Raw genomic sequence first — 21,615 nt, forward strand, 5'->3', positions numbered from 1 at the left:
GCGAACAGGGACCGTGGACACACAGAATGGACGGCTAAGCTCGAAACCATGAGTTCCTTGAAAACGAAGGTGGCGGCAACGTCGTCCGGAAAGACGGTACAGGCAGCGGCTGTGGCCGATGTCGTGCTGATTCTTGCCTTCGCCGCCATAGGCCGCGATGCGCACCACCGGGAGGAGCCGATCCTGGGTGTGCTGCTGACTGCCTGGCCCTTCCTCGCCGGTGCCGCCGCCGGATGGGTCGCTTCCCGGGCCTGGCGCAGACCTTTATCTGTCCTCCATGCCGGGGTTCCCGTATGGCTTGGCAGCCTGGTCGTCGGCATGCTCCTGCGGGCGCTGACCGCCCAGACGGTAGTGCTTCCCTTCGTCATCGTGGCCACACTGGCCCTGGCCGTGTTCCTTGTGGGGTACCGGCTCCTGCTGGCCGCCGCCGTCCGGCTCCGCAGCCGGTAACGAAGGGCCAGCCGGCACCAGGTGGCTGCCGGGAAAGGAACCCCAGTGTAATAGGCTGGCAGGAGAGACAAACCTGCCGTGCCTTGCTGCGGCGGAATTGATTGAAGGGGTACAAACGTGGTTACCGCATTTGTTCTGATCAAGACTGACGCCGCCCGCATTCCCGAGACCGCGGAGGAAATCTCCGCCATCGAGGGCATCAGTGAGGTCTACTCCGTCACCGGGGAATGGGATCTGATTGCGGTAGCGCGGGTACACCGGCACGAGGACCTGGCGGACGTCATCGCCGACCGGCTCTCCAAAGTTCCCGCCGTGGTCCACACCACCACCCACATCGCATTCCGTGCGTACTCACAGCACGACCTGGACGCTGCCTTTTCCCTGGGTTTCGAGCAGTAACGCGGCGCCCGACCCTAGGCGCGGGACAGGGAAACCCAACGGTCCAGGACGGCAGCAGCAGCGCCGGAGTCGATTGATTGCGCCGCCCGTGCGAAAGCCCTTTGCATCCGCGCCAGGAACGGTCCCTCGGCTTCACGGTCAAACGCCACCAGACCGGCCGCTGCATTGACCAGGACCGCGTCGCGCGCAGGGCCCTCTTTGCCGGCCAGCACGTCGCGGACTACGCCTGCGTTCGCCGCTGCATCACCGCCGCGAAGCTGTTCGACCGTGGCCAGGCTGATGCCAAGGTCCTGCGGGGAGAACAGCAACTCATTAACGGCACCGTCACGGACCTCCCAAACGGTGGAAGGACCAGTGGTGGTCAGTTCATCCAGGCCGTCATTGCCACGGAAGACCAATCCCCTGCTCCCCCGCCGCGCCAGGACTCCTGCAACGAGCGGCGCCATCCGCGCATTGGCGACGCCCACAGCAGAAGCCTGCACGTTGGCAGGGTTGGTGAGCGGACCCAGGAAATTGAATGCCGTGGGTATGGCAAGTTCGCGGCGGGGCACGGCGGTGTGGCGGAATGACGGGTGGAACACCTGGGCAAAACAGAAGGTGATGCCCGCCTGCTCGGCGTTACGGGCCACCTGCCCGATGGACAGGTCAAGACGGACTCCCAGCGCTTCGAGCACGTCCGCGGACCCGGACGACGACGACGCGGCCCGGTTGCCATGCTTCACCACCTTGGCACCGGCGCCGGCAGCGACAAGGGCGGCCATGGTGGAGATGTTGACAGTGTTAAGTTGGTCACCTCCGGTGCCAACGATGTCCAGTTTCTCCCCGGAAATTTCCACTGGATTGGCATGGGCAAGCATTGCTTCGACCAGGCCGGAAAGCTCATCCACGGTTTCACCCTTGGCGCTGAGCGCCACCAGGAATCCTGCGATCTGGGCGGGCGTGGCTTCGCCGGACATGATGGTGTCCATGGCCCAGGACGTGTTCTCCGCCGTGAGGTCATTGCCTTTAATCAGTGCCGAAATCAGCCGGGGCCAGGTGTTGCCGGACGCTGCAGTTGCCTGTGAAGTCACCTGCTGATGCTATCGAGCGATGGCGGGCACTGACCAATGTGAACGGCGGCGGGAACTTTTCCGGGCAATTTCGCGTCTTTGTAGAAAAAGTCCTTCGAAAAGGCGGTTTGCGTTGGGCAGCACGGACTTTTACAGACATAATGTCTATGTGACATCTGCGACCCATGCCCCCAGTACCCCGGCGCACCCCACGCTGAACCGCCCCAACATGGTTTCTGTCGGAACCGTTGTGTGGCTGTCCAGCGAGTTGATGTTCTTCGCCGGTCTTTTCGCCATGTACTTCACGCTCCGCTCCACGAGTGGTGAAATGTGGGCTGAAGAGACAGCCAAGCTCAACTTCCCCTTTGCGCTCGTCAACACGATTGTCCTTGTGGCCAGTTCCTTTACTTGCCAGATGGGCGTCTTCGCTGCTGAGCGCCTGCAGCCCCGGCGTACCGGAGGTGCCCTTCAGTTCGCCCGTTGGGGAATGAATGAATGGTTCACCCTGACGTTCATCATGGGTGCGTTCTTCGTTGCCGGCCAGACCACCGAATACGCGATGCTGGTTTCCGAGCACGTCTCGCTCTCCTCCAACGCCTACGGCTCTGCCTTCTACATGACCACCGGCTTCCACGGCCTCCACGTCATCGGCGGCCTGATCGCCTTCCTGCTCATCATGGGGCGGTCCTTCGCGGCGAAGAAGTTTGGACACTTCGAAGCAACGTCCGCGATCGTCACCTCTTACTACTGGCACTTCGTTGACGTCGTTTGGATCGGCCTCTTCCTGGTCATCTACGTACTCAAGTAGCCAGCTTTGATTCTTTTTCTACAAGAGGCAGAATTTCAGGTAGCGGCTCCCGGAGCCGGCGCAGGATCGAATAAAGGAACCACCACGTGAAGGCACTCTCACAAAAGCGGCGTCACCCACTTGCAGCAATAGCGCTGCTTCTGATGGGGCTCCTCATCACTGGTGGGCTGTACGCCGTGGCAACCACCGTCAACGAGGCCAAGGCTTCCACCACCACTTTCAGTGCGAATGACGCGGAAGAGGGCGGCAAGCTCTTCGCGGCCAACTGCGCCACCTGCCACGGCATGGGTGCCAGTGGGTCCAAGGATGGCCCCTCGCTGGTGGGTGTCGGTGCCGCAGCTGTCGACTTCCAGGTGGGCACCGGCCGCATGCCGATGCAGATGAACGGACCCCAGGCCCTCAAGAAGCCGGTCCAGTTTAACGATGAACAGACCCACCAGCTTGCAGCCTACGTCGCTTCCCTTGGAGCCGGCCCGGCTATTCCTGAAGAGGACCTGACAAACGGTGGCGGCGACGCCGCTGCCGGTGGCGAACTCTTCCGCACCAACTGCGCCATGTGCCACAACGCCGCTGCTGCCGGTGGCGCGCTGACCAGGGGCAAGTTTGCACCGGCGCTGGCGGATGTATCCGGCAAGCACATCTACGAAGCCATGGCCACGGGCCCGCAGAACATGCCGGTGTTCAATGACGCCAACATCACCCCCGAGGGCAAGAAAGACATCATCACCTTCCTGAAGCAGATCGAAACCACCGGCTCTCCGGGCGGCGCCGATCTCGGCTCCCTCGGCCCCGTTGCTGAAGGCCTGTTCGTATGGGTTGCCGGCCTCGGCGTCATCATCGCCTTCACCATCTGGCTGACCTCCAGGACGTCCTGACTTTCCCTGGGGACACACACAACTTCTGCTGCCCAGTCAGCAGCTTGAAATTAGAAACTAACCCGGCACAGGCCGGGACGAGAGAAGGATGAGGCGAATTATGGGCAACCATAGTGACGGCAGTCCGAACCACTCGGGCACCGTAGCTACGGCTGGTCAGAATGAGGTGGAGAAGTTCCAGGATCCTGGAATTCCCCCGCATCGTTTGCGCCTGGCTGACACGGACCCGAAGGCCGCAAAGCGGGCAGAACGGCAGGTCGCCTTACTATTTGGCATTTCTGTTGTTGGAACCCTGATCTTCCTGGTGGCGTACTTCGCCATTGATCTGGGTGATGACTCCAGCATCGCCACCATCCGGCTCCAGAACGCCCTGCTCGGCGTAGGCACTGCCTTCGCCATGCTGGGTATCGGTATCGGCATCGTGCACTGGGCCAAGGCCCTGATGCCCGATCACGAAGTCTCCGAAGAACGCCACGCGATCCGCTACGAAGAAGACCGCCAGGCCGCTGTCCGCATCGTCGACGACATCGTGGAAGAGACCGGCATCAAGCGCCGCCCGCTGATCCGCAACACCCTGCTCGGTGCTGTGGCGCTTGCCCCGCTCCCCGCCGTCGCCATCTTCGGTGACCTCGGACCCCGTCCGGACGACAAGCTCGCACACACCATGTGGGCTCCCCAGGACGGAAAGCGCAAGCGCCTGACCCGTGACCCTGACGGAACTCCCATCAAGGCGTCGGACGTCACCATCGGTTCTGCCTTCCACGTCATCCCGGAAGGCCTGAACGAACTCGAAGAAGGCAAGCTCAACGAAAAGGCAAAGGCCGTTGTGCTGCTCATGCGCCTTGATCCCGCATCGCTGAACCCGTCCGCGGGCCGCGAAGAGTGGGGCTACAACGGCATCGTTGCCTACTCGAAGATCTGCACCCACGTTGGTTGCCCCGTTGCTCTGTACGAGCAGCAGACGCACCACCTGCTGTGCCCGTGCCACCAGTCCACCTTTGACCTCACTCAAGAGTGCAAGGTGATCTTCGGCCCCGCCAGCCGTCCTCTCCCCCAGCTGCCCATCGCAGTTGACGACGAGGGCTACCTGGTCGCTACCAGCGACTTCCATGAACCCGTTGGACCTAGCTACTGGGAGCGTGCTGAGCATGAGCGCAACATCAACAGCTGAGCCGGCTTTCGTCGCCAAAACCACGACAGGCCGGATCACCGACTTCGTCGACTCACGTGTTGGCGGCTCCGGAATCCTTCGCGAGTTCGGCCGCAAAGTCTTCCCCGACCACTGGTCATTCATGTTCGGCGAAGTTGCGCTCTACTCGTTCGTTATCCTGCTGCTGTCCGGAACGTTCCTGACGTTCTTCTTTGATCCCTCCATGGCGGAAACCCACTACGACGGTGGCTACATTCCGCTCAAGGGAGTGGAAATGTCGGTGGCGTACAGCTCCTCGCTGAACATCTCCTTCGACATCCGCGGCGGACTCTTCATGCGCCAGGTGCACCACTGGGCGGCGCTGCTGTTCGTGGCATCGATCGCAGTCCACATGCTGAGGGTGTTCTTCACCGGTGCATTCCGCCGCCCGCGTGAAATGAACTGGGTCGTGGGCAGCGTCCTGCTGATCCTGGCCATGGCTGCCGGCTTCACCGGCTACTCGCTCCCCGATGACCTCCTGTCGGGCAACGGCCTGCGCATCATCGACGGTGTCATCAAGTCCATCCCGGTCATCGGAACGTACATCTCGTTCTTCCTGTTCGGCGGGGAGTTCCCCGGCACCGCCATCATCAGCCGCCTCTACATGCTGCACATCCTGCTGGTGCCGGCGCTGATCCTGCTGATGATCGTGGTTCACCTGTTCATGGTTGTCGTCCACAAGCACACGCAGTACCCCGGGCCGGGCCGCAACGACAACAACGTTGTTGGCTACCCCCTTGGTCCTGTCTACGCTGCCAAGGCCGGTGGGTTCTTCTTCATCGTCTTCGGCGTGATTGCGTTGATGGCGGCATTCTTCACCATCAACCCGATCTGGAACTACGGTCCGTATGACCCCTCCCCCGTTTCCGCAGGTACCCAGCCTGACTGGTACATCGGCTTTGTTGACGGCGCCCTGCGATTGATGCCGGGAACCCTTGGCGACTGGCACGTGGAGCAGGTCTTCTTCGGACACGTATTCACGTTCAACGTCCTGCTGCCGGCCCTGGTACCGGCCGGCATCCTGTTCACCATCATGTTCATGTACCCGTGGATCGAGCGCTGGGTGACCAAGGACGACCGTGAACACCACGTCCTGGACCGTCCCAGGAACGCCCCCACCCGTACCGCCATCGGCATGGCAGGCTTCGTCTGGTACTGCGTCATGTGGGCCGCTGCCGGTTCCGACCTCATCGCCACCCACTTCGGCGTCTCACTGAACGACGTCACCTACTGGCTGCGGGCCCTGTTCTTCATCGGACCGGTCATCGCATTCATCGTTACCAAGCGCGTGGCCCTTGCCCTGCAGCGCAAGGACCGGGAGATCGCACTGCACGGCCGCGAAACCGGCCGCATCGTCCGGCTCCCGCATGGCGAGTTCATCGAGGTGCACGCTCCGCTGGACGAGTACAAGCGCTACAAGCTGGTTGGTTTTGAGTCGCCTCAGGTCCTCCCGGCGGTCCCCAACGAGCACGGTGTCGTCACCCGCAAGGAAAAGCGTCGCGCGTTCCTCTCCCGCTGGTTCTTTGAGGACCGCGTAGCTCCCGCTACGCCTGCTGAGCTTGAGGCTGCACACGGCCACGGCCACGAGGCTGTCGAAGCGGCAGAAGGCAGCAGGAGCCTGACGCACTAGGCTCCAGCTCGCAACAGGAAAGGCCCGATCCACTGTGGATCGGGCCTTTCCTGCGTTTCCGCCAAGGACGCCTGGAAGCATCCAGCGCGGCTGCACCCGCTGCTGGCCAGTGGAGGCGCAGCCAGCGGACAGACCGGCTTAGTGGTTGCGCGCCCGCCTGGCTCCCGGGCGCTGCAATGGCACCCACAGCTTGTACCGGTCGGCCCTGTAGTAGGACACCGAGTAGTCGACCATTGCCCTGGCGACAAACGCGTGCCGCTGGATCTTCAGCAACGGCGCCCCCACTTCGACGTTGAGCAGGCGGGCCGTGGAGGGCGAGGCCGCGGTCGCCTCGATCATGTCCTCGCCCCACTCCATAACCAGCCCGTACTGCTCGCTGAGGACGTTGTAGAGCGACGTGGGCGGTTCGCCGTCGAGCAGGCCCGGGACGCGATGCGCCGGGATGAAGTTCTCGTCCACGCTCATGGGCTCCCCGTCGGCAAGGAGCAGACGGCGGAAGCGGACCAGGGGTGTACCCTCATCCAGCTGCAGCTCGCGGGCCAGGAAGGCGCTGGCGCCAATCTGTTCGAAACTGAGCACCTTTGCGGCCGGAACCATGCCGCGCCGCTGCATCTCTTCACTGTAGGACGTGAGCTTGACCTGCAGGTCGAGTTTTGGCCGGCGGACGAATGTCCCCAGGCCCACCACCCGTTCGATGACCTCCTCCCCCACCAGGGCATCGATCGCCTGCCGTACGGTCATTCGTGCAAGCCCAAAGCGCTCCGCCAGGTCCCGTTCCGATGGCAGGGCAGAGCCCGGCGGACATGACTGTGCGATGTAGGCACGAAGGATTTCGCGAAGCTGGACGTAAATGGCCGTTCCGCTGGTGCGGTCTATGTCCCCCGTGATTGCGGCGGCGCCGGCTGCCATGATCGTTCTCCTGCCGTTGGGTGTCCTCCCAATTTTAGTTCGGTCTAGACCAGTTGCCGGACCGCTTGGCGTTTTCGCCCCTGAGCCGTTGGGACAGCTATATTTGGTCTGGAAATTTGCCAATGACGGAGGGGGCCGTCTTTTGAAAAGGAGTCCCTTTGCCAACAATGAAAGCCGTGGTGGCAGCGCCGGTGGGCCTGCATGCACGACCTGCCGCGGTATTCGTCCGGGCCGTCACCGACACGGGCCTCCCGGTCACCATCAGCAAGGCCGGCGCCTGCAGGGTGGATGCCCGTTCGCTGCTTCAGGTGATGACCGCTGACTTCCCACAGGGATGCGAAGTGGAGTTGTCCATCATTGAGAGCGGGCTGGAAGGCGCCCTGGGGCGGGAGAAGGCTGAGGAGGCCCTCCTGCAGCTTCGTGAACTCCTGGAGTCACAGGGCGCCGCTTAGAAGGCCTGGGACGGCATACAACGACGTCGGGCCCCACCAATCTGGTGGGGCCCGACGTCGTTATTCTTTTGCTTGCCTAGTGTGCGTGGTCGCCGCGGCTGTACTCGTACACCCAGCCCACGAGGGCCACGAGGGCGAGGCCGCCTGCGATGAAGATGATCCAGGCACCTACTGCCAGGCCCAGGAAGCCGGTGGCGCAGGCGATGCCCAGAACCAGCGGCCACCAGCTCCAGGGGCTGAAGTGCCCCTGTTCGCCGGCGCCCTCGTGGATTTCTGCGTCACTGCGGTCCTCGGGACGGAGGCCTACGCGCTTGCCGGTGAAACCGAGGTATGCCCCGATCATGCCGGCGAGGCCGCCGACGAGCAGGATGCCCAGGATGCCCACCCACTCACCCCAGTTGGTCAGGAAACCGTAGACCAGAGCGACGGGGACGAAGAAGAAGACTCCAGAGCCAAAGATCCAGGATTCGATTTTCACTGTGCGGTGTCCTTCTGGTCGGCGTTGCCGAGAACCGATGCTGCGGGTGCCGGCGACTCAACGGTGTGGACCTGGCGCAGTTCCGGGTGGTGCAGGTCCAGGGCGGGACGCTCCGAACGGATCCGGGGCAGGGACGTGAAGTTGTGGCGCGGCGGCGGGCAGGACGTGGCCCACTCGAGCGAGGCACCAAAGCCCCACGGATCATCAACCTGGACCTTCTCAGCATTGCGCCAGGTGATGTAGACGTTCCAGAAGAACGGGATCAGGGACGCACCGAGGACGAATGAGGCCACGGTGGAGAACTGGTTCATCCAGGTGAAGTTGTCCTCCACCAGGTAGTCGGCGTAGCGGCGGGGCATGCCCTCGACGCCGAGCCAGTGCTGGATCAGGAAGGTGCCGTGGAAGCCAAGGAACAGAAGCCAGAAGTGGATTTTGCCCAGGCGCTCATTGAGCATCTTGCCGGTCCATTTGGGCCACCAGAAGTAGAACCCGGCGAACATGGCGAACACCACAGTGCCGAACACCACATAGTGGAAGTGGGCCACCACGAAGTAGGAGTCCGAGACGTGGAAGTCCAGCGGCGGGGAGGCCAGGATGATGCCGGTCAGGCCGCCGAAGAGGAAGGTGATCATGAAGCCGATGCTCCACAGCATGGGTGTCTCGAAGGTCAGCGAGCCACGCCACATGGTGCCGATCCAGTTGAAGAACTTCACGCCGGTGGGCACTGCGATGAGCATGGTCATGAACGAGAAGAACGGCAGCAGGACGGCGCCCGTGACGTACATGTGGTGTGCCCACACCGTCACAGAGAGGGCCGCAATGGCGATGGTGGCGTAGACCAGGCCCTTGTAGCCGAAGATCGGCTTGCGGCTGAAGACCGGGAAGATCTCGGACACGATGCCGAAGAACGGCAGCGCAATGATGTACACCTCCGGGTGGCCGAAGAACCAGAACAGGTGCTGCCAGAGGACGGCGCCGCCGTTCTCCGGATCGAAGATGTGGGCACCGAACTTGCGGTCCGCGCCCAGCGCGAACAGGGCGGCGGCCAGCGGCGGGAACGCCATGAGCACCAGGATGGCGGTGATTAGCGTGTTCCACGTGAAGATCGGCATCCGCCACATGGTCATGCCCGGAGCGCGCATGCAGATGATGGTGGTGATGAAGTTGACCGCACCGAGGATGGTGCCGAAGCCGGACAGCGCCAGGCCGAAGACCCACAGGTCACCGCCGATGCCCGGGGTGAAGGTGGTGTTGGACAGCGGTGCGTAGGCGAACCAACCGAACGAGGCAGCACCCTGCGGCGTGATGAACCCGGACACCGCAATGGTGGAACCGAACAGGAAGAACCAGAACGCCAGCGCGTTCAGGCGGGGAAACGCCACGTCAGGGGCGCCGATCTGCAGCGGCATGATGACGTTGGCGAACCCGGCGAACAGCGGGGTGGCGAACATCAGCAGCATAACGGTGCCGTGCATGGTGAACAGCTGGTTGTACTGTTCCTTGGTCTGCAGGATCTGCATGCCGGGTTCGAACAGCTCGGCGCGGATCAGCAGCGCCATCACGCCGCCCAGGCAGAAGAACACGAAGGACGCGATCAGGTACATGTACCCGATGGTCTTGTGGTCGGTGGAGGTGATCCAGTTGACGACGATGCGCCCCTTGGACTTGGGTACCACGGGAGCCGACAGGACTCCCGTGGGTGCGGATTGGGTGTACGTAGCCACGTCGCTCCCCTTACTTATTTTCGTTCAGGTTCGGGTTGCGGTCGTACTCCACGCCGAGCAGGCCGGTGTTGCCTTCAGCCTTGAGCTGGTCCATGTGGGTTTGGAATTCGGATTCCGACACCACCTTGACGCGGAACAGCATTTCGGAGTGGTACTCGCCGCAGAGTTCGGCACACTTGCCGTCGTAGGTGCCCTCTTTAGTGGGGGTGAACCGGATGTAGTTGGTCTTGCCGGGAATCATGTCGCGCTTCTGCAGGAAGGCGGGAACCCAGAAGGAGTGGATGACATCGCGGGCGTTGAGCTCGAGGTCAACAGACTTGTTGACCGGCAGGTACAGGGTGGGGAGCTGTTCCTTGTCGATGGTGTTGCCGGTGAGGTGGGCCTGGACCCCGGCCTCGTGCACGTCTTCCTGGATCACGTCGCCGGACTTGTAGTTGAAGTCCCACGCCCACTGCTTGCCGCGGACGTCCACTACGACGTCGGCCGGCTGCGATCGGTCATCGATCGCCTGCTGGTCGCGGTCGGTGAAGTAGAAGAACACCAGGACCATAAAGATCGGGATGGTGAGGTAGAAGACTTCCAGCGGAAGGTTGAAGCTGGTCTGGCGGGGGAAGCCAACCGTGCCCTTGCGGCGGCGGTAGGCGATCAGGCACCAGATGATCAGACCCCACGTAATGGTGCCCACCACGAGCGCAGCAATCCATGAGTTGACCCAGAGGTCCATGATGCGGTCGGTGTTGCTGGTGGTGCCACGTTCAGTGGGCATCCACCCCTTCTCTACCTCTGGCGAACATCCGGTCAAAACCAACGCGCCGGCAATAGCCAAGCTTGAGATCGTGGTGATCGTTTTGCGTCGGCTGCCGGTTCGGTTCTGCGAACTCACAGACGGCCCTTCCTACTTGTTGCTGTTGTCCGGGCAACCATCGGCGCTCCGGGCACAAAAAAGTTTTACTACTCGGTGTAGAGCTTACCGCTCCCCCGGGCGTTTCGCCCACATGTCGGCGCCGAGCCCCCGTGCCGTTTTGGACGGCAGGAAGCCCGGCGCGGACATCAGGCGAAATAACCGGCTTAGTGGAATGAATCGCCGCAGGCGCAGGACCCGCCGGCGTTCGGATTGTCGATGGTGAAGCCCTGCTTCGAGATGGTGTCTTCGAAGTCGATGCTGGCGCCGCTCAGGTACGGCACGCTCATCTTGTCGACGACAACCTCGACGCCGTCGTAGTCGCGGACAGCGTCACCATCAAGGAGCCGTTCGTCGAAGTAGAGCTGGTAAATCAGCCCCGAGCATCCGCCGGGCTGCACAGCCACGCGCAGGCGCAGGTCGGTGCGGCCTTCCTGCTCCAGGAGGCTGCGGACCTTGCCTGCAGCGACGTCGGTCAGGTTGACCTCGTGAACGGGCAGTTCGTCGCTGGCCACACTGGTGGCGGCGGTGCTGTTTTCGTTGGTTGCGGTGCTCATTGGCCTACCTTCTTAGGACGGTCTGGCGGCGTCGCCGTAACGGCGCCTGCCCCTACAAATACGGTATGGGCTATAGCTACATGCTACGCGCGGCAGTCCTGTAGCTCTAACTCCTGGCGTAACCGTCAAAGCACGCCGGTTGTTCCCTGGCTTTCCGCTGCGCGGACTTCACCATGCAGGACCCCTACCCGCCGGCCGTAAGGCCTTCACTGTTCAGCCGCGTGAGCATGAGGGCCTCGGCCAGGATGGCGTTGCGGAAGTCACCGATGTGCAGGGATTCGTTGGCGCTGTGCGCCCGCGAATCGGGGTCCTCCACGCCGGTCACCAGGATCTGCGCACCTGGGTACACGTCCGTCAGGTCGGCAATGAAGGGAATGGAACCCCCGATCCCCGTTTCAACGGCAGGAACTCCCCACGCCTCGCCCAGGGCCCACATGGCAACCGTTGCCGCCGTGGAGGAGGTGTCGGTCCGGAAGGGGTTCCCCGCCTCCCCTGGCGTGAAGAGGACCTTTGCGCCGAATGGGGCGTTGGCCTCCACGTGCCGGCGGACCGCCTCCATGGCCTCGGCGGGGACCTGCCCCGGGGCCAGCCGCAGACTGAACTTTGCCCGCGCGCGCGGGATGAGGGTGTTGGAGGCGACGTCCACGGCGGGTGCGTCGAAGCCGATGATCGACAAGGCCGGCTTGGTCCACAGCCGCGATGCGATGCTTCCCGTTCCTGCCAGCCGGACGCCGTCGAGCACGGATGCATCCGCACGGTAATCCGCCTCCGGCATGTCGACCGTTACCGTGTCACTGGCCACCAGGCCCTCGATCGCCACGTTGCCGTCGGCATCGTGGAGGGTGGCAATCAGGCGGGACAAGAGGGTGGGTGCATCCAGGACCGGGCCCCCGTACATCCCGGAATGCACCGCATGGTCAAGGACCTGCACCTCAATCGTTCCGTCCACCAGCCCGCGCAGGCTTGTGGTCAGGGCAGGCACGCCGACTTTCCAGTTGCTGGAATCGGCCACCACAATAACGTCCGCCCGCAGGAGCTCGCGGTTGGCCTCCAGGAATGTCCGGAACGTGGGCGACCCCGCTTCTTCCTCCCCTTCGATGAAGAAGGTGATTCCCAGTCCCAGTGAGTCGGCAAGGACCTCCGAAAGAGCCGTGTAGGCGGCAACGTGGGCCATGATGCCGGCTTTGTCGTCAGCGGCGCCGCGCCCGTAGAGGCGTCCGTCTTTCTCGACGGCGGTAAAGGGCTCTGTTTCCCACAGCGCCTCGTCGCCCACCGGCTGGACGTCATGGTGCGCATACAGGAGGACGGTGGGTTGTCCTTCAGCGGCAGGACGGCGGGCGACGACGGCTGGGCCGCCGGGCGTACCGTCAGCCTTGTTGACGGACAGCACCTGCACTTCTTCGATCCCGGCGTTCCGGAGGAGCTCCGCGACCGCCTGGGCGCTGCGCTCCAGGGGCGTGCGGTCGAAGCTGGGCCATGCGATGCCCGGAATGGCGACGAGTTCTTTGAGCCGTGCCAGTGTCTGGTCGAAGGAGCGGTCTACTGCCGAACGGAGATCTTCCGTCCTGCCGGTAACCTCAGGGGCCGGTCCTGTTGTGCCGGCGGTGCTGTGCGGGGTGCCCGCGGGTGATGAAGTCATGGCCAAAACATTACCCCCGTCACATTCCGCTGCCCGTCAGGGCAGACGCGGAAGCAGGCATCGCTCCGGCTGCTGCAAGGTATTCTGTTCAGGTGTTCGGACGTAGAAAAGAAGCGCCCACGGCGCAGGAAACAGTAGACCAGCAGGCAGCGGAAGCGGCAGCGCGGCAGAACAGTGCGATGGGCAAGGGTGCGCCTACCCCCACCCGGAAGGCCCAGGAAGCTGCCCGCAAGCGCCCGCTGGTGCCTGAGGACCGCAAGGCGTCCAAGGCGGCCGAGCGCCAGGCCGTCCAGGAACAGCGGCTGAAGATGCGGCGTGCCCTGGATACCGGCGACGAGAAATTCCTGCCGCTGCGCGACAAGGGCCCGCAGAAGCGGTTTGCCCGCGACTTTGTGGATGCCCGTTTCAACCTTGGCGAGTACCTGATGTTCGGTGCCCTGGTCTTCGTGCTGGTCTCCTTGGTGGTTCCGGCCTCCAGCGACATGATGATCTACGTCCTGGGAGCTTTCTGGGTCATGTTCCTCGCAGTCTTCGTCGACGTCTTCATCCTTTCCCGCAAGCTCCGCAAGCGTCTGGCGGAGAAGTTCGGTGAGGTGGAGCGGGGCACCGTTTGGTACGGCTCCATGCGCTCCCTGCAGTTCCGGAAACTGCGGCTGCCGAAGCCCCAGGTCCAGCGCGGACAGTACCCTGGCTGAACCTGGCAACGACTTCAAGCAGGCAAGCCCCGGCGGTATCCGCCGGGGCTTGCGTACTTAACAGGTTTTCAGGGGCGGCGGTTCTTTGCCAACTGCTTGTTGATCCGCGCCGCCCAGAACGGTCCTTCATAGAGGAACGCGGTATACCCCTGTACCAGGGTCGCACCGGCGTCGAGCCTCGCCTGGACGTCCTGTGCCGACTCCACGCCACCAACCGAGACCAGGGCCAGGGCGCCGTCGGTGGCGCTCCTCAGCCTCTCCAGCACCTCAAGGGAACGCTCCTTCAGAGGAGCGCCGGAGAGCCCGCCGGCCCCGCATTTCGCCACCTCTTCCGCCGGCGAGGACAGTCCCGTACGGGCAATGGTGGTGTTGGTGGCGATGATGCCGTCAAGTTTCAGGTCCAGGGCAAGGCGCGCGACGTCGTCGATATCCTCATCGCTGAGGTCCGGGGCAATTTTGACCAGCAGCGGCACATGCCGTCCGGCGGCCCGGTCGGCTTCCTGCCCCACCGCGGTCAGGAGCGGGCGGAGCGTTTCCACGTCCTGCAGCAGCCGCAGCCCCGGAGTGTTGGGGGAACTGACGTTGACCACCAGATAATCGGCGGCGGGCGCCAGGCTGCGGGCGCTCACCAGGTAGTCATCCACGGCGTCGGCCAGCTCCACTACTTTGGTCTTGCCGATGTTGACCCCGATGACAGGCCTGACGGCCGGGTACCGGCGCTGAAGCGCGGCCCGCGCTGCCTTGAGCCGGGGCGCAACGGCCGATGCGCCGTCGTTGTTGAATCCCATCCGGTTGATGACGGCACGGTCCTGGACCAGGCGGAACAGCCGCGGCTTTTCGTTGCCGGGCTGGGCCTGGCCGGTGATGGTGCCCACTTCAATGTGCCCGAAGCCAAGCTCGGTGAGGGCCTCGATGCCGTGCCCTTCCTTGTCGAATCCGGCGGCAAGCCCGAACGGCGACGGAAAGGTGACGCCGAAGGCGGTGGTCTGGAGCGACGGCGCCGGCGCCGTCAGTTTCCGCAGGACCTTCCCCGCGCCGGAAGCATGCGCGAGCCTGATCCCTTTGAATCCGATCTTGTGGGCGCGCTCGGCGTCCATCCATGAAAAGGCCAGCCTGAAGAAAGTGGGATAAACGCGCATGCCTCCAGTTTCCCGTCTCATGGCGCGCCTTACCAAAACGAAGAAGGCCGCACCGGAACGGCGTGTGCTCCCGTGCCGGTTTAGCATGAGCACATGCAGTGGCAACAGGACATCCTGGGCGGCGACTTCGAGTCGCACTCCTTCGCGGCCGCGGGACCTGACGGGGTTGACCGGACGGCAACCCTGGTGCGGCTCCGGCCATCCCCGGGCAGGGACGCTGCCGGCGGCGGCCGGCGGGCCGTTCTCTTCCTGCACGGCTGGAGCGATTACTTCTTCAACGTTGACCTGGCGCTGTTCTGGGCTTCGGCAGGCTACGACTTCTACGCGCTGGACATGCACAACCATGGACGGAGCCTGCGGCCGGAATCGCCGGGCGGCTATGTGGCCGACCTGGCCGCCTATGATGCTGAAATCGAAGAAGCGTTCCGCATTATCCGGGAGGCCGGCGCCCCGGGGCCCCTGGCCCTGATGGGCCATTCCACCGGCGGGCTGGTGGCGGCACTGTGGACCACCCGCCATCCGGAGGCGGTTTCGCTGCTGGTCCTCAACAGTCCGTGGCTGGAAATGCACGGCAGTTCGCTGGTGCGGCGGGCCGCATCCAGCATGGTGCGCCCGGTGGCCCGATTCCGCCCCCAGGCAGTCCTCCGGCTGCCGGAGCGCGGCCATTATTGGCGGACCATCAGCAGTGCGGCCGACGGCGAGTGGCCGCTTGATGAGCGCTACCGCCCCCGCCTGGCCTTTCCGGTACGCGCCGGATGGCTGAAGGCGGTCCTGGCTGGGCAGGCCAAGGTGGCCCGTGGCCTGGAGATTGAGGCGCCGGTTCTGGTCCTGCTCTCCAAGGGCAGCGCGAACGGGCTCCTCTGGTCAGAGGAAATGCGGCGCACCGACGCGGTCCTGGACGTCAATACCATCAGTGCCCGGGCACTGACCCTGGGCCGCACCGTCACCGTCGAACGGATCGACGGGGCCCTGCACGACGTCTTCCTCTCGCCCCAACCCATCCGGGCCGATGCATACCGGCGCCTGGGGCGCTGGTTGCGCGCTTACGGATGAGGCCGAGGCAGCCTACGGATGAGGCTGAGCCGCCTGGGCAGTTGCCGAAGGGGCCGGAGCAGCGGCGGCATCCACCGCGCCACCGTACCGGCGGTCCCGCCTGGCATATTCCTCGACGGCGGCCCAAAGGGTCCGCCTGTCCACATCCGGCCACAGCGTGTCCATGAAAACGAACTCCGCGTAGGCCGACTGCCAGAGCAGGAAGTTGGACAGCCGCTGCTCCCCTGAGCTGCGGAGGAAGAGGTCAACATCAGGCAGGTCGGGCTCGTCAAGGTACTTCTGTATGGTCCGCTCGGTAATGGCGCCGGGCTTCAACTTGCCGGCGGCCACATCGGCCGCAATCGCGGAGACCGCGTCCGTGATCTCGGCCCGGCCGCCGTAATTAACACACATGGTCAAATTACAGGTGGTGTTGGCTGCCGTGAACTCTTCGGCCTCCTCCAGTTCCCTAATGACCGAACCCCACAGCCGTGGCCGGCGCCCAGCCCAGCGCACCCGGACTCCCCAGTCATCCAGCTGGTTCCGCTGCCTTCGCAGCACATCCTTGTTAAATCCCATCAGGAAGCGGACTTCCTCAGGCGACCTGCGCCAGTTCTCGGTGGAGAACGCGTAGACGCTGACGTACTCGATGCCCAGTTCGATGGCGCCGGCCATGACATCGAGCAGGGCAGGCTCCCCCGCCTTGTGCCCCTCGATCCTCGGCAGGCCCCGCTGGTTGGCCCACCGGCCGTTGCCGTCCATGACGATGGCCACGTGCCGCGGAATGAATTCAGCCGGAATGGATGGCGCCACCGCGCCGGAGGGATGGGGGTACGGCACCAGCACGGGATGCGTGCGCCGTCGCGGTGCATTGTTCTTTTTTCCCAGGGCCACAGTCAGCTACGCTCCACATGTTTGAGGGATTTCAGTACTCGTTCCAGATGCCATTGCAGGTACGCGGCCACCAGTCCCGCTGCTTCCTTGCGGTGCTGGGGCAAGGAAGCGTCCGCCGTCAACCAGTCCCCGGTCAGCAGTGCTGCCAGCAGCGTAACGGTCTCCGCGGCAGGGGCGGGCGACCCGGGCGGGCGGCACTGTGCACAGACCATGCCGCCAAGGGGCGCGGAGAAGGCCGTATGCGGGCCCGGCATGCCGCAGCGGGAGCAGTCAGTGAAACTGGGCGCCCACCCGCCCGTGGCAAGGGCGCGCAGAAGATAGGAATCCAGGATGAGGCCCGCAGAATGTTCGTCACGGCTCAGTGCGGCGAGGGCCCCCACCAGCAGGTTGTACTGTGCAGTGCCGGCCTCGCCATCGACGTCCGTGAGTTTCTCCGCCGTTTCGGTCATCGCGGCGGCCACCGTGTACCTGCCGTAGTCCGCGGCGATGCTGCCGCCGTATGCCCCTTTTGCGACGGCCTGCGTGACGATGTCCAGCGTCCGGCCGGACACCAACTGGAGGTCGGCCACCATGAAAGGTTCGAGTCTGGCACCGAAACGGCTACTGGTGCGGCGCACCCCCTTGGCCACGGCGCGGACCTGCCCGTGGTGTTTGGTCAGGAGGGTGATGATGCGGTCCGCCTCGCCCAGCTTGTGGGTACGGAGCACCACGGCGTCGTCCCGGTACGCCCGGGAGGCAAAAGACTGTTGGACCACGCTCTATCTTCCCATCCTGCCCGGCACTGCGCTGCCAGGCGGCGGTGTTGCCGCCGGCTGCAACCGGCGGCACCACCGGCAGGTATCAGGCCTGGGCGTCCCGAATGGCGCGGTTGACTGCTGAAATCACGGCCTTGAGGGACGACATGCTGGTGTTGGCGTCGATGCCCACACCCCACAGCACCCGCTCCCCCACTGCGCATTCAACGTAGGCCGCAGCCATGGCGTTGCCGCCTTCGGACAGCGCGTGCTCGCTGTAGTCCAGGACGCGGACGTCCACGCCGTCCTCATGCAGGATATTCAGCAGCGCCGCGATGGGACCGTTGCCGGTGCCTGTCCGGCTGACCTGGGCGCCGTCGATGGTGAGCGACGCGTGCAGCGTCATGCCGCCGTCGTCATCCGTTTCAGTCTTGACCCCGCCCAGGGAGTAGCGCCCCCACTGCCCGTCAGACTTGCCCGAGGGCAGGTATTCGTCCTGGAAGATCTGCCAGAGCTGCGCGCCGCTGACTTCCCCGCCTACGGTGTCGGTGCGGCGCTGGATGACGCCCGAGAATTCGATCTGGGCGCGGCGCGGCAGGTCAAGGCTGTGCTCGTTCTTCAGCAGGTAGGCCACGCCGCCCTTGCCGGACTGGGAGTTGACCCGGATCACGGCCTCGTAGCTGCGGCCCAGGTCCTTGGGGTCGACGGGGAGGTACGGAACCTGCCAGGTGAAGTCGTCCACAGGCTTGCCGGCTGCGGCGGCGTCGCGCTCCAGCGCCTCGAAGCCCTTCTTGATGGCATCCTGGTGGGAGCCCGAGAAGGCGGTGAACACCAGGTCGCCACCGTACGGCGAACGTTCCGGGACCGGCAGCTGGTTGCAGTATTCAACAGTGCGGCGGACGTCGTCGATGTTGGAGAAGTCGATCATGGGGTCGATGCCCTGGACGAACAGGTTCAGACCCAGGGTCACCAGGTCCACGTTGCCGGTGCGTTCACCGTTGCCGAAGAGGCAGCCCTCAATACGGTCCGCGCCGGCCATGTAGCCCAGCTCGGCGGCTGCGACGCCCGTTCCCCGGTCATTGTGGGGGTGCAGGGACAGGATGATGCCCTCGCGCGGGTGCAGGTGCCGGCTCATCCACTCGATGGAATCGGCGTAGACGTTGGGGGTGGCCATTTCCACGGTTGCGGGCAGGTTGATGATGACCTGGCGGTCGGCGGAAGCCTCAAATACATCGGCGACCGCATTGCAGACCCGGACCGCGTACTCGAGCTCGGTGCCTGTGAAGGACTCCGGGGAGTACTCGTAGGTCACGTGCGTGTCGGCGAGGGTTTCCTCGTACTTCCTGCACAGCCGGGCACCCTGGAGGGCGATGTCCAGGATGCCGTCCTCGTCCTGGTTGAAGACCACGCGCCGCTGCAGCACGGACGTGGAGTTGTAGAGGTGCACGATGGCCTGCTTGGCACCCACCAGGGACTCGTAGGTCCGTTCGATCAGGTGTTCCCGGGCCTGAGTCAGGACCTGGATGGTGACGTCGTCCGGGATGTGGTTGCCTTCGATGAGCTGGCGGACGAAGTCGAAGTCCGTCTGCGAAGCGGACGGGAAACCGACCTCGATCTCCTTGTAACCCATGCGGACCAGCAGGTCGAACATCTTCATCTTGCGGGCCGGGCTCATGGGGTCGATGAGGGCCTGGTTGCCGTCGCGCAGGTCAACGGCGCACCAGCGCGGGGCCTTGGTGATGACCTTGTCAGGCCAGGTGCGGTCCGGCAGCTCGACCTTGATCTGGTCTTGGAACGGCGTATAACGGTGGGCAGGCATTCCTGAGGGCTTTTGTGCGTTTCGCATGATGTTCGTGGCCTTTTCTATGGATCTTCAGTGAAAGGGTGGCCGGGCAACACAAACTCCGCAGCGAGGGTGGGCCGTGCGCTAGATAGCGTCTGTGGCCTCGCCGCGGCAGCTAAGGAGAAGGAGTTCTGCACGCACTCTTTGAGGGTAACACGGGTGCGTAAGATGAAAGGGCACTACCGTCCGTGAAGTCCAGCATGCAGACGCCTCCGGTGTACAGCCGGACGCAGGCGTCCCAGCAAAAGGAGTTGCAGTGCCCATATCGGGGATCGATTTGTCCACCATTGATCACACAGTCCGGCCGCAGGATGACCTCTACCAGCACGTCAACGGCGCCTGGTTGAAAGCCACGGAGATTCCCGACGACCGGCCACTGGAGGGAACCTTTACCGCGCTTCGCGACGGGTCTGAGATCGCTGTCCGGGACATTATCGAGGAAGCGGCGGCCAAGGAGGCCGACGCCAGCGGGATCGAACGGAAGATCGGCGGCCTCTACAACAGCTTCATGGACGAAGCGACCGTCGAAGGCAAGGGCATGGAGCCAATCCGCGGGCGGCTCGGCGACGTGTTCGCCACCGGCTCGGTTTCGGAGCTCATCGCACTGGTGGGCCGGCTGTTCCGGGCGGACGTAGGCGGCCTCTTCTACATCTACCCCGCCCCCGATGCGGGAAACCCAGACCGGGTCCTGTTGTACACCGGGCAGGGCGGCCTGGGCCTTCCCGACGAGTCCTACTACCGGGAAGAGAAGTTTGCCTCCATCGTGTCCGCCTACACAGCACACGTGGAGAAGATGTTCGAATTGGCAGGGGTAGCCGATCCCCATGGTGCAGCCGGGCGGGTTGTTGGACTGGAGACGAAGCTCGCGTCCCACCACTGGGACAACGTCACCCTCAGGGATCCACAGAAGACCTACAACCTTAAGACGGCGGATGAAGCCGCCACCCTGTTCCCCCTCCTGCCCACGTGGTTCGAGGCTGCGGGAATCGACGGGGACAAGCGTACGGAAATCGTGGTGAGCACCCCTGACTTCTTCACGGGCGCAGCCCGGCTCCTGGACGAAGTTCCGGTGGCAACCTGGCAGGAGTGGCTGGCCATGCGTGTCATCAGCGCCGCGGCGCCCTACCTGTCATCTGCGTTCGTGGACGCCAATTTTGCCTTCTACGGCACCACCATCAGCGGCACGCCCCGCAACAAGGACCGGTGGAAGCGCGGTGTGGCCGTCGTCGAATCCGCACTGGGTGAAGCCGTCGGCCAGATCTACGTGGCACGCCATTTCCCCGAATCCCACAAGGCACGGATGCAGACCCTGGTGGACAACCTCATTGAGGCCTACCGCCGCAGCATCAACGACGTGGGCTGGATGGGCGGGGACACCAAAGCCGAAGCCCTCCGGAAGCTGGAGGCCTTCCGGGCCAAGATCGGCTACCCGGACGAGTGGATCGATTATTCAGCCGTGGAGATCGATCCCGAGGATCTCCTGGGGAACGTGGAACGTGCACACAATGCCGACGTCGACCGGCACCTGGACGAGGTGGGCAAGCCGGTGGACCGGAACAAGTGGCTGATGACTCCACAGACGGTCAACGCGTACTACCACCCGATGATGAACGAAATTGTCTTCCCTGCCGCCATTTTGCAGCCCCCGTTCTTTACCGCCGACGCCGACGACGCCGTCAACTACGGCGGCATCGGTGCCGTGATTGGCCACGAGATCGGCCACGGCTTTGATGACCAGGGCTCACAGTTCGACGGCGGCGGGACCCTCCGCAACTGGTGGACGGACCAGGACCGCCAGGCCTTTGAGGCGCTGACGGCGCAGCTCGTGGCCCAGTTCGATGCGCTCTCCCCCACCGCCGCCCCCGGTCACCATGTCAATGGCCGACTGACGCTTGGCGAGAACATCGGCGACCTGGCAGGCCTGACCATCGCCTACAAGGCCTACCGGATCAGCCTGGACGGCAAGGAACCGGAGGTCCTGGACGGGCTGACCGGTGAGCAGCGCTTCTTTGCTTCCTGGGCGGCAGGCTGGCGGCAGGTCATCCGCCAGGAAGAGGCCATCCGGCGCCTTGCCACCGATCCCCACTCCCCCAACGAGTTCCGCACCAATGCCATCGCCCGGAACCTGGACCCGTTCCACGAAGCGTTCGAGGTTACCGCCGAGGACGGCATGTGGATGCCGCCGGCCGAGCGGGTCAGCATCTGGTAACACCACAAC

General features: G+C 64.1%; 21 protein-coding genes. 10 read left to right on the top strand and 11 right to left on the bottom strand.

The genetic code is table 11. The annotated features are described in order from the left end of the window. Positions 1–48 precede the first annotated feature (48 nt). Complete coding sequence (locus FBY36_RS18860) at positions 49–450, top strand: DUF3054 domain-containing protein (protein ID WP_142121894.1); 402 nt, start codon at positions 49–51, stop codon at positions 448–450. Between the two features lie 117 nt (positions 451–567). Beyond that, on the top strand, positions 568–849 hold the full coding sequence (locus tag FBY36_RS18865; RefSeq protein ID WP_043456257.1) for an Lrp/AsnC family transcriptional regulator: 282 nt from the start codon (positions 568–570) through the stop codon (positions 847–849). A gap of 14 nt (positions 850–863) precedes the next feature. Here FBY36_RS18865 and trpD read toward each other — a convergent pair whose 3' ends face one another. Continuing rightward, entirely contained in the window at positions 864–1,919 is a 1,056-nt protein-coding gene (trpD, locus tag FBY36_RS18870) for an anthranilate phosphoribosyltransferase (RefSeq protein WP_142121896.1), read from the bottom strand. Positions 1,920–2,067: 148 nt separating this feature from the next. On the opposite strand from trpD, the gene ctaE reads away from it, so the two are divergent. The 4 genes from ctaE to qcrB all read left to right on the top strand — a co-directional run bounded on the left by ctaE (position 2,068) and on the right by qcrB (position 6,400). Then, complete coding sequence (gene ctaE / locus FBY36_RS18875; RefSeq protein WP_200830533.1) at positions 2,068–2,706, top strand: aa3-type cytochrome oxidase subunit III; 639 nt, start codon at positions 2,068–2,070, stop codon at positions 2,704–2,706. Positions 2,707–2,792: 86 nt separating this feature from the next. Next, complete coding sequence (gene qcrC / locus FBY36_RS18880) at positions 2,793–3,581, top strand: cytochrome bc1 complex diheme cytochrome c subunit (RefSeq protein ID WP_142121898.1); 789 nt, start codon at positions 2,793–2,795, stop codon at positions 3,579–3,581. Positions 3,582–3,681: 100 nt separating this feature from the next. Beyond that, on the top strand, positions 3,682–4,752 hold the full coding sequence (gene qcrA, locus FBY36_RS18885) for a cytochrome bc1 complex Rieske iron-sulfur subunit (protein WP_142121900.1): 1,071 nt from the start codon (positions 3,682–3,684) through the stop codon (positions 4,750–4,752). Beyond that, a complete protein-coding gene (gene qcrB / locus FBY36_RS18890) occupies positions 4,730–6,400 on the top strand; it encodes a cytochrome bc1 complex cytochrome b subunit (RefSeq protein ID WP_142121903.1) in 1,671 nt (556 codons plus the stop codon). The genes qcrA and qcrB overlap by 23 nt, the downstream gene beginning before the upstream one ends. A gap of 138 nt (positions 6,401–6,538) precedes the next feature. Here qcrB and FBY36_RS18895 read toward each other — a convergent pair whose 3' ends face one another. Continuing rightward, on the bottom strand, positions 6,539–7,309 hold the full coding sequence (locus FBY36_RS18895; RefSeq protein ID WP_142121905.1) for a GntR family transcriptional regulator: 771 nt from the start codon (positions 7,307–7,309) through the stop codon (positions 6,539–6,541). Positions 7,310–7,467: 158 nt separating this feature from the next. Between FBY36_RS18895 and FBY36_RS18900 the strand changes: the two genes are divergently transcribed. Next, a complete protein-coding gene (locus tag FBY36_RS18900) occupies positions 7,468–7,761 on the top strand; it encodes an HPr family phosphocarrier protein (RefSeq protein ID WP_142121907.1) in 294 nt (97 codons plus the stop codon). 76 nt (positions 7,762–7,837) lie between these two features. Here FBY36_RS18900 and FBY36_RS18905 read toward each other — a convergent pair whose 3' ends face one another. From FBY36_RS18905 to FBY36_RS18925, 5 genes are all read right to left on the bottom strand, one after another. After that, positions 7,838–8,239, bottom strand: a complete 402-nt coding sequence (locus FBY36_RS18905; protein ID WP_142031296.1) for a cytochrome c oxidase subunit 4 — start codon at positions 8,237–8,239, stop codon at positions 7,838–7,840. After that, entirely contained in the window at positions 8,236–9,963 is a 1,728-nt protein-coding gene (gene ctaD / locus FBY36_RS18910) for an aa3-type cytochrome oxidase subunit I (protein ID WP_142121909.1), read from the bottom strand. Before ctaD ends, FBY36_RS18905 begins: the two co-directional genes overlap by 4 nt. Before the next feature lie 10 nt (positions 9,964–9,973). Beyond that, positions 9,974–10,846 carry an aa3-type cytochrome oxidase subunit II gene (gene ctaC / locus FBY36_RS18915; protein ID WP_142121911.1) on the bottom strand — a complete coding sequence of 291 codons (873 nt, stop codon included), beginning with the start codon at positions 10,844–10,846 and terminating at the stop codon, positions 9,974–9,976. Between the two features lie 185 nt (positions 10,847–11,031). Next, positions 11,032–11,421: a HesB/IscA family protein gene (locus FBY36_RS18920; protein WP_056336786.1), complete on the bottom strand. Its 390-nt coding sequence runs from the start codon at positions 11,419–11,421 to the stop codon at positions 11,032–11,034. Positions 11,422–11,605: 184 nt separating this feature from the next. Next, entirely contained in the window at positions 11,606–13,060 is a 1,455-nt protein-coding gene (locus FBY36_RS18925) for a dipeptidase (protein WP_142121913.1), read from the bottom strand. A 92-nt stretch (positions 13,061–13,152) separates the two neighbouring features. Here FBY36_RS18925 and FBY36_RS18930 point away from each other — a divergent pair, with 92 nt between their 5' ends. Further along, complete coding sequence (locus FBY36_RS18930; RefSeq protein ID WP_142121915.1) at positions 13,153–13,755, top strand: DUF3043 domain-containing protein; 603 nt, start codon at positions 13,153–13,155, stop codon at positions 13,753–13,755. 68 nt (positions 13,756–13,823) lie between these two features. Here FBY36_RS18930 and FBY36_RS18935 read toward each other — a convergent pair whose 3' ends face one another. Then, entirely contained in the window at positions 13,824–14,894 is a 1,071-nt protein-coding gene (locus tag FBY36_RS18935) for a quinone-dependent dihydroorotate dehydrogenase (RefSeq protein WP_142121917.1), read from the bottom strand. A 93-nt stretch (positions 14,895–14,987) separates the two neighbouring features. On the opposite strand from FBY36_RS18935, the gene FBY36_RS18940 reads away from it, so the two are divergent. Next, a complete protein-coding gene (locus FBY36_RS18940) occupies positions 14,988–15,947 on the top strand; it encodes an alpha/beta hydrolase (protein WP_142121919.1) in 960 nt (319 codons plus the stop codon). A gap of 12 nt (positions 15,948–15,959) precedes the next feature. Here the strand turns inward: FBY36_RS18940 and FBY36_RS18945 are convergent, their stop codons facing one another. The 3 genes from FBY36_RS18945 to leuA form a co-directional block, all read right to left on the bottom strand. Continuing rightward, complete coding sequence (locus FBY36_RS18945) at positions 15,960–16,820, bottom strand: isoprenyl transferase (RefSeq protein ID WP_142121921.1); 861 nt, start codon at positions 16,818–16,820, stop codon at positions 15,960–15,962. A 2-nt stretch (positions 16,821–16,822) separates the two neighbouring features. Then, positions 16,823–17,575 carry a DNA repair protein RecO gene (gene recO / locus FBY36_RS18950; RefSeq protein WP_142121923.1) on the bottom strand — a complete coding sequence of 251 codons (753 nt, stop codon included), beginning with the start codon at positions 17,573–17,575 and terminating at the stop codon, positions 16,823–16,825. Positions 17,576–17,660: 85 nt separating this feature from the next. After that, entirely contained in the window at positions 17,661–19,400 is a 1,740-nt protein-coding gene (gene leuA, locus FBY36_RS18955) for a 2-isopropylmalate synthase (protein WP_142121925.1), read from the bottom strand. A 253-nt stretch (positions 19,401–19,653) separates the two neighbouring features. Between leuA and FBY36_RS18960 the strand changes: the two genes are divergently transcribed. Further along, entirely contained in the window at positions 19,654–21,606 is a 1,953-nt protein-coding gene (locus FBY36_RS18960) for a M13 family metallopeptidase (RefSeq protein ID WP_142121926.1), read from the top strand. The last annotated feature ends 9 nt before the right edge of the window (positions 21,607–21,615 follow it).

This window comes from Arthrobacter sp. SLBN-122, from assembly GCF_006715165.1.
Taxonomy (GTDB): domain Bacteria; phylum Actinomycetota; class Actinomycetes; order Actinomycetales; family Micrococcaceae; genus Arthrobacter.

Bases quoted from the DNA above. Each gene is read 5' to 3' on its own strand.
- FBY36_RS18860 (WP_142121894.1), top strand. From the start codon at position 49: ATGAGTTCCTTGAAAACGAAGGTGGCGGCAACGTCGTCCGGAAAGACG.
- qcrA (WP_142121900.1), top strand. From the start codon at position 3,682: ATGGGCAACCATAGTGACGGCAGTCCGAACCACTCGGGCACCGTAGCT.
- qcrB (WP_142121903.1), top strand. From the start codon at position 4,730: ATGAGCGCAACATCAACAGCTGAGCCGGCTTTCGTCGCCAAAACCACG.
- FBY36_RS18895 (WP_142121905.1), bottom strand. From the start codon at position 7,309: ATGGCAGCCGGCGCCGCCGCAATCACGGGGGACATAGACCGCACCAGC.
- FBY36_RS18920 (WP_056336786.1), bottom strand. From the start codon at position 11,421: ATGAGCACCGCAACCAACGAAAACAGCACCGCCGCCACCAGTGTGGCC.
- FBY36_RS18925 (WP_142121913.1), bottom strand. From the start codon at position 13,060: ATGACTTCATCACCCGCGGGCACCCCGCACAGCACCGCCGGCACAACA.
- FBY36_RS18935 (WP_142121917.1), bottom strand. From the start codon at position 14,894: ATGCGCGTTTATCCCACTTTCTTCAGGCTGGCCTTTTCATGGATGGAC.
- FBY36_RS18940 (WP_142121919.1), top strand. From the start codon at position 14,988: ATGCAGTGGCAACAGGACATCCTGGGCGGCGACTTCGAGTCGCACTCC.
- leuA (WP_142121925.1), bottom strand. From the start codon at position 19,400: ATGCGAAACGCACAAAAGCCCTCAGGAATGCCTGCCCACCGTTATACG.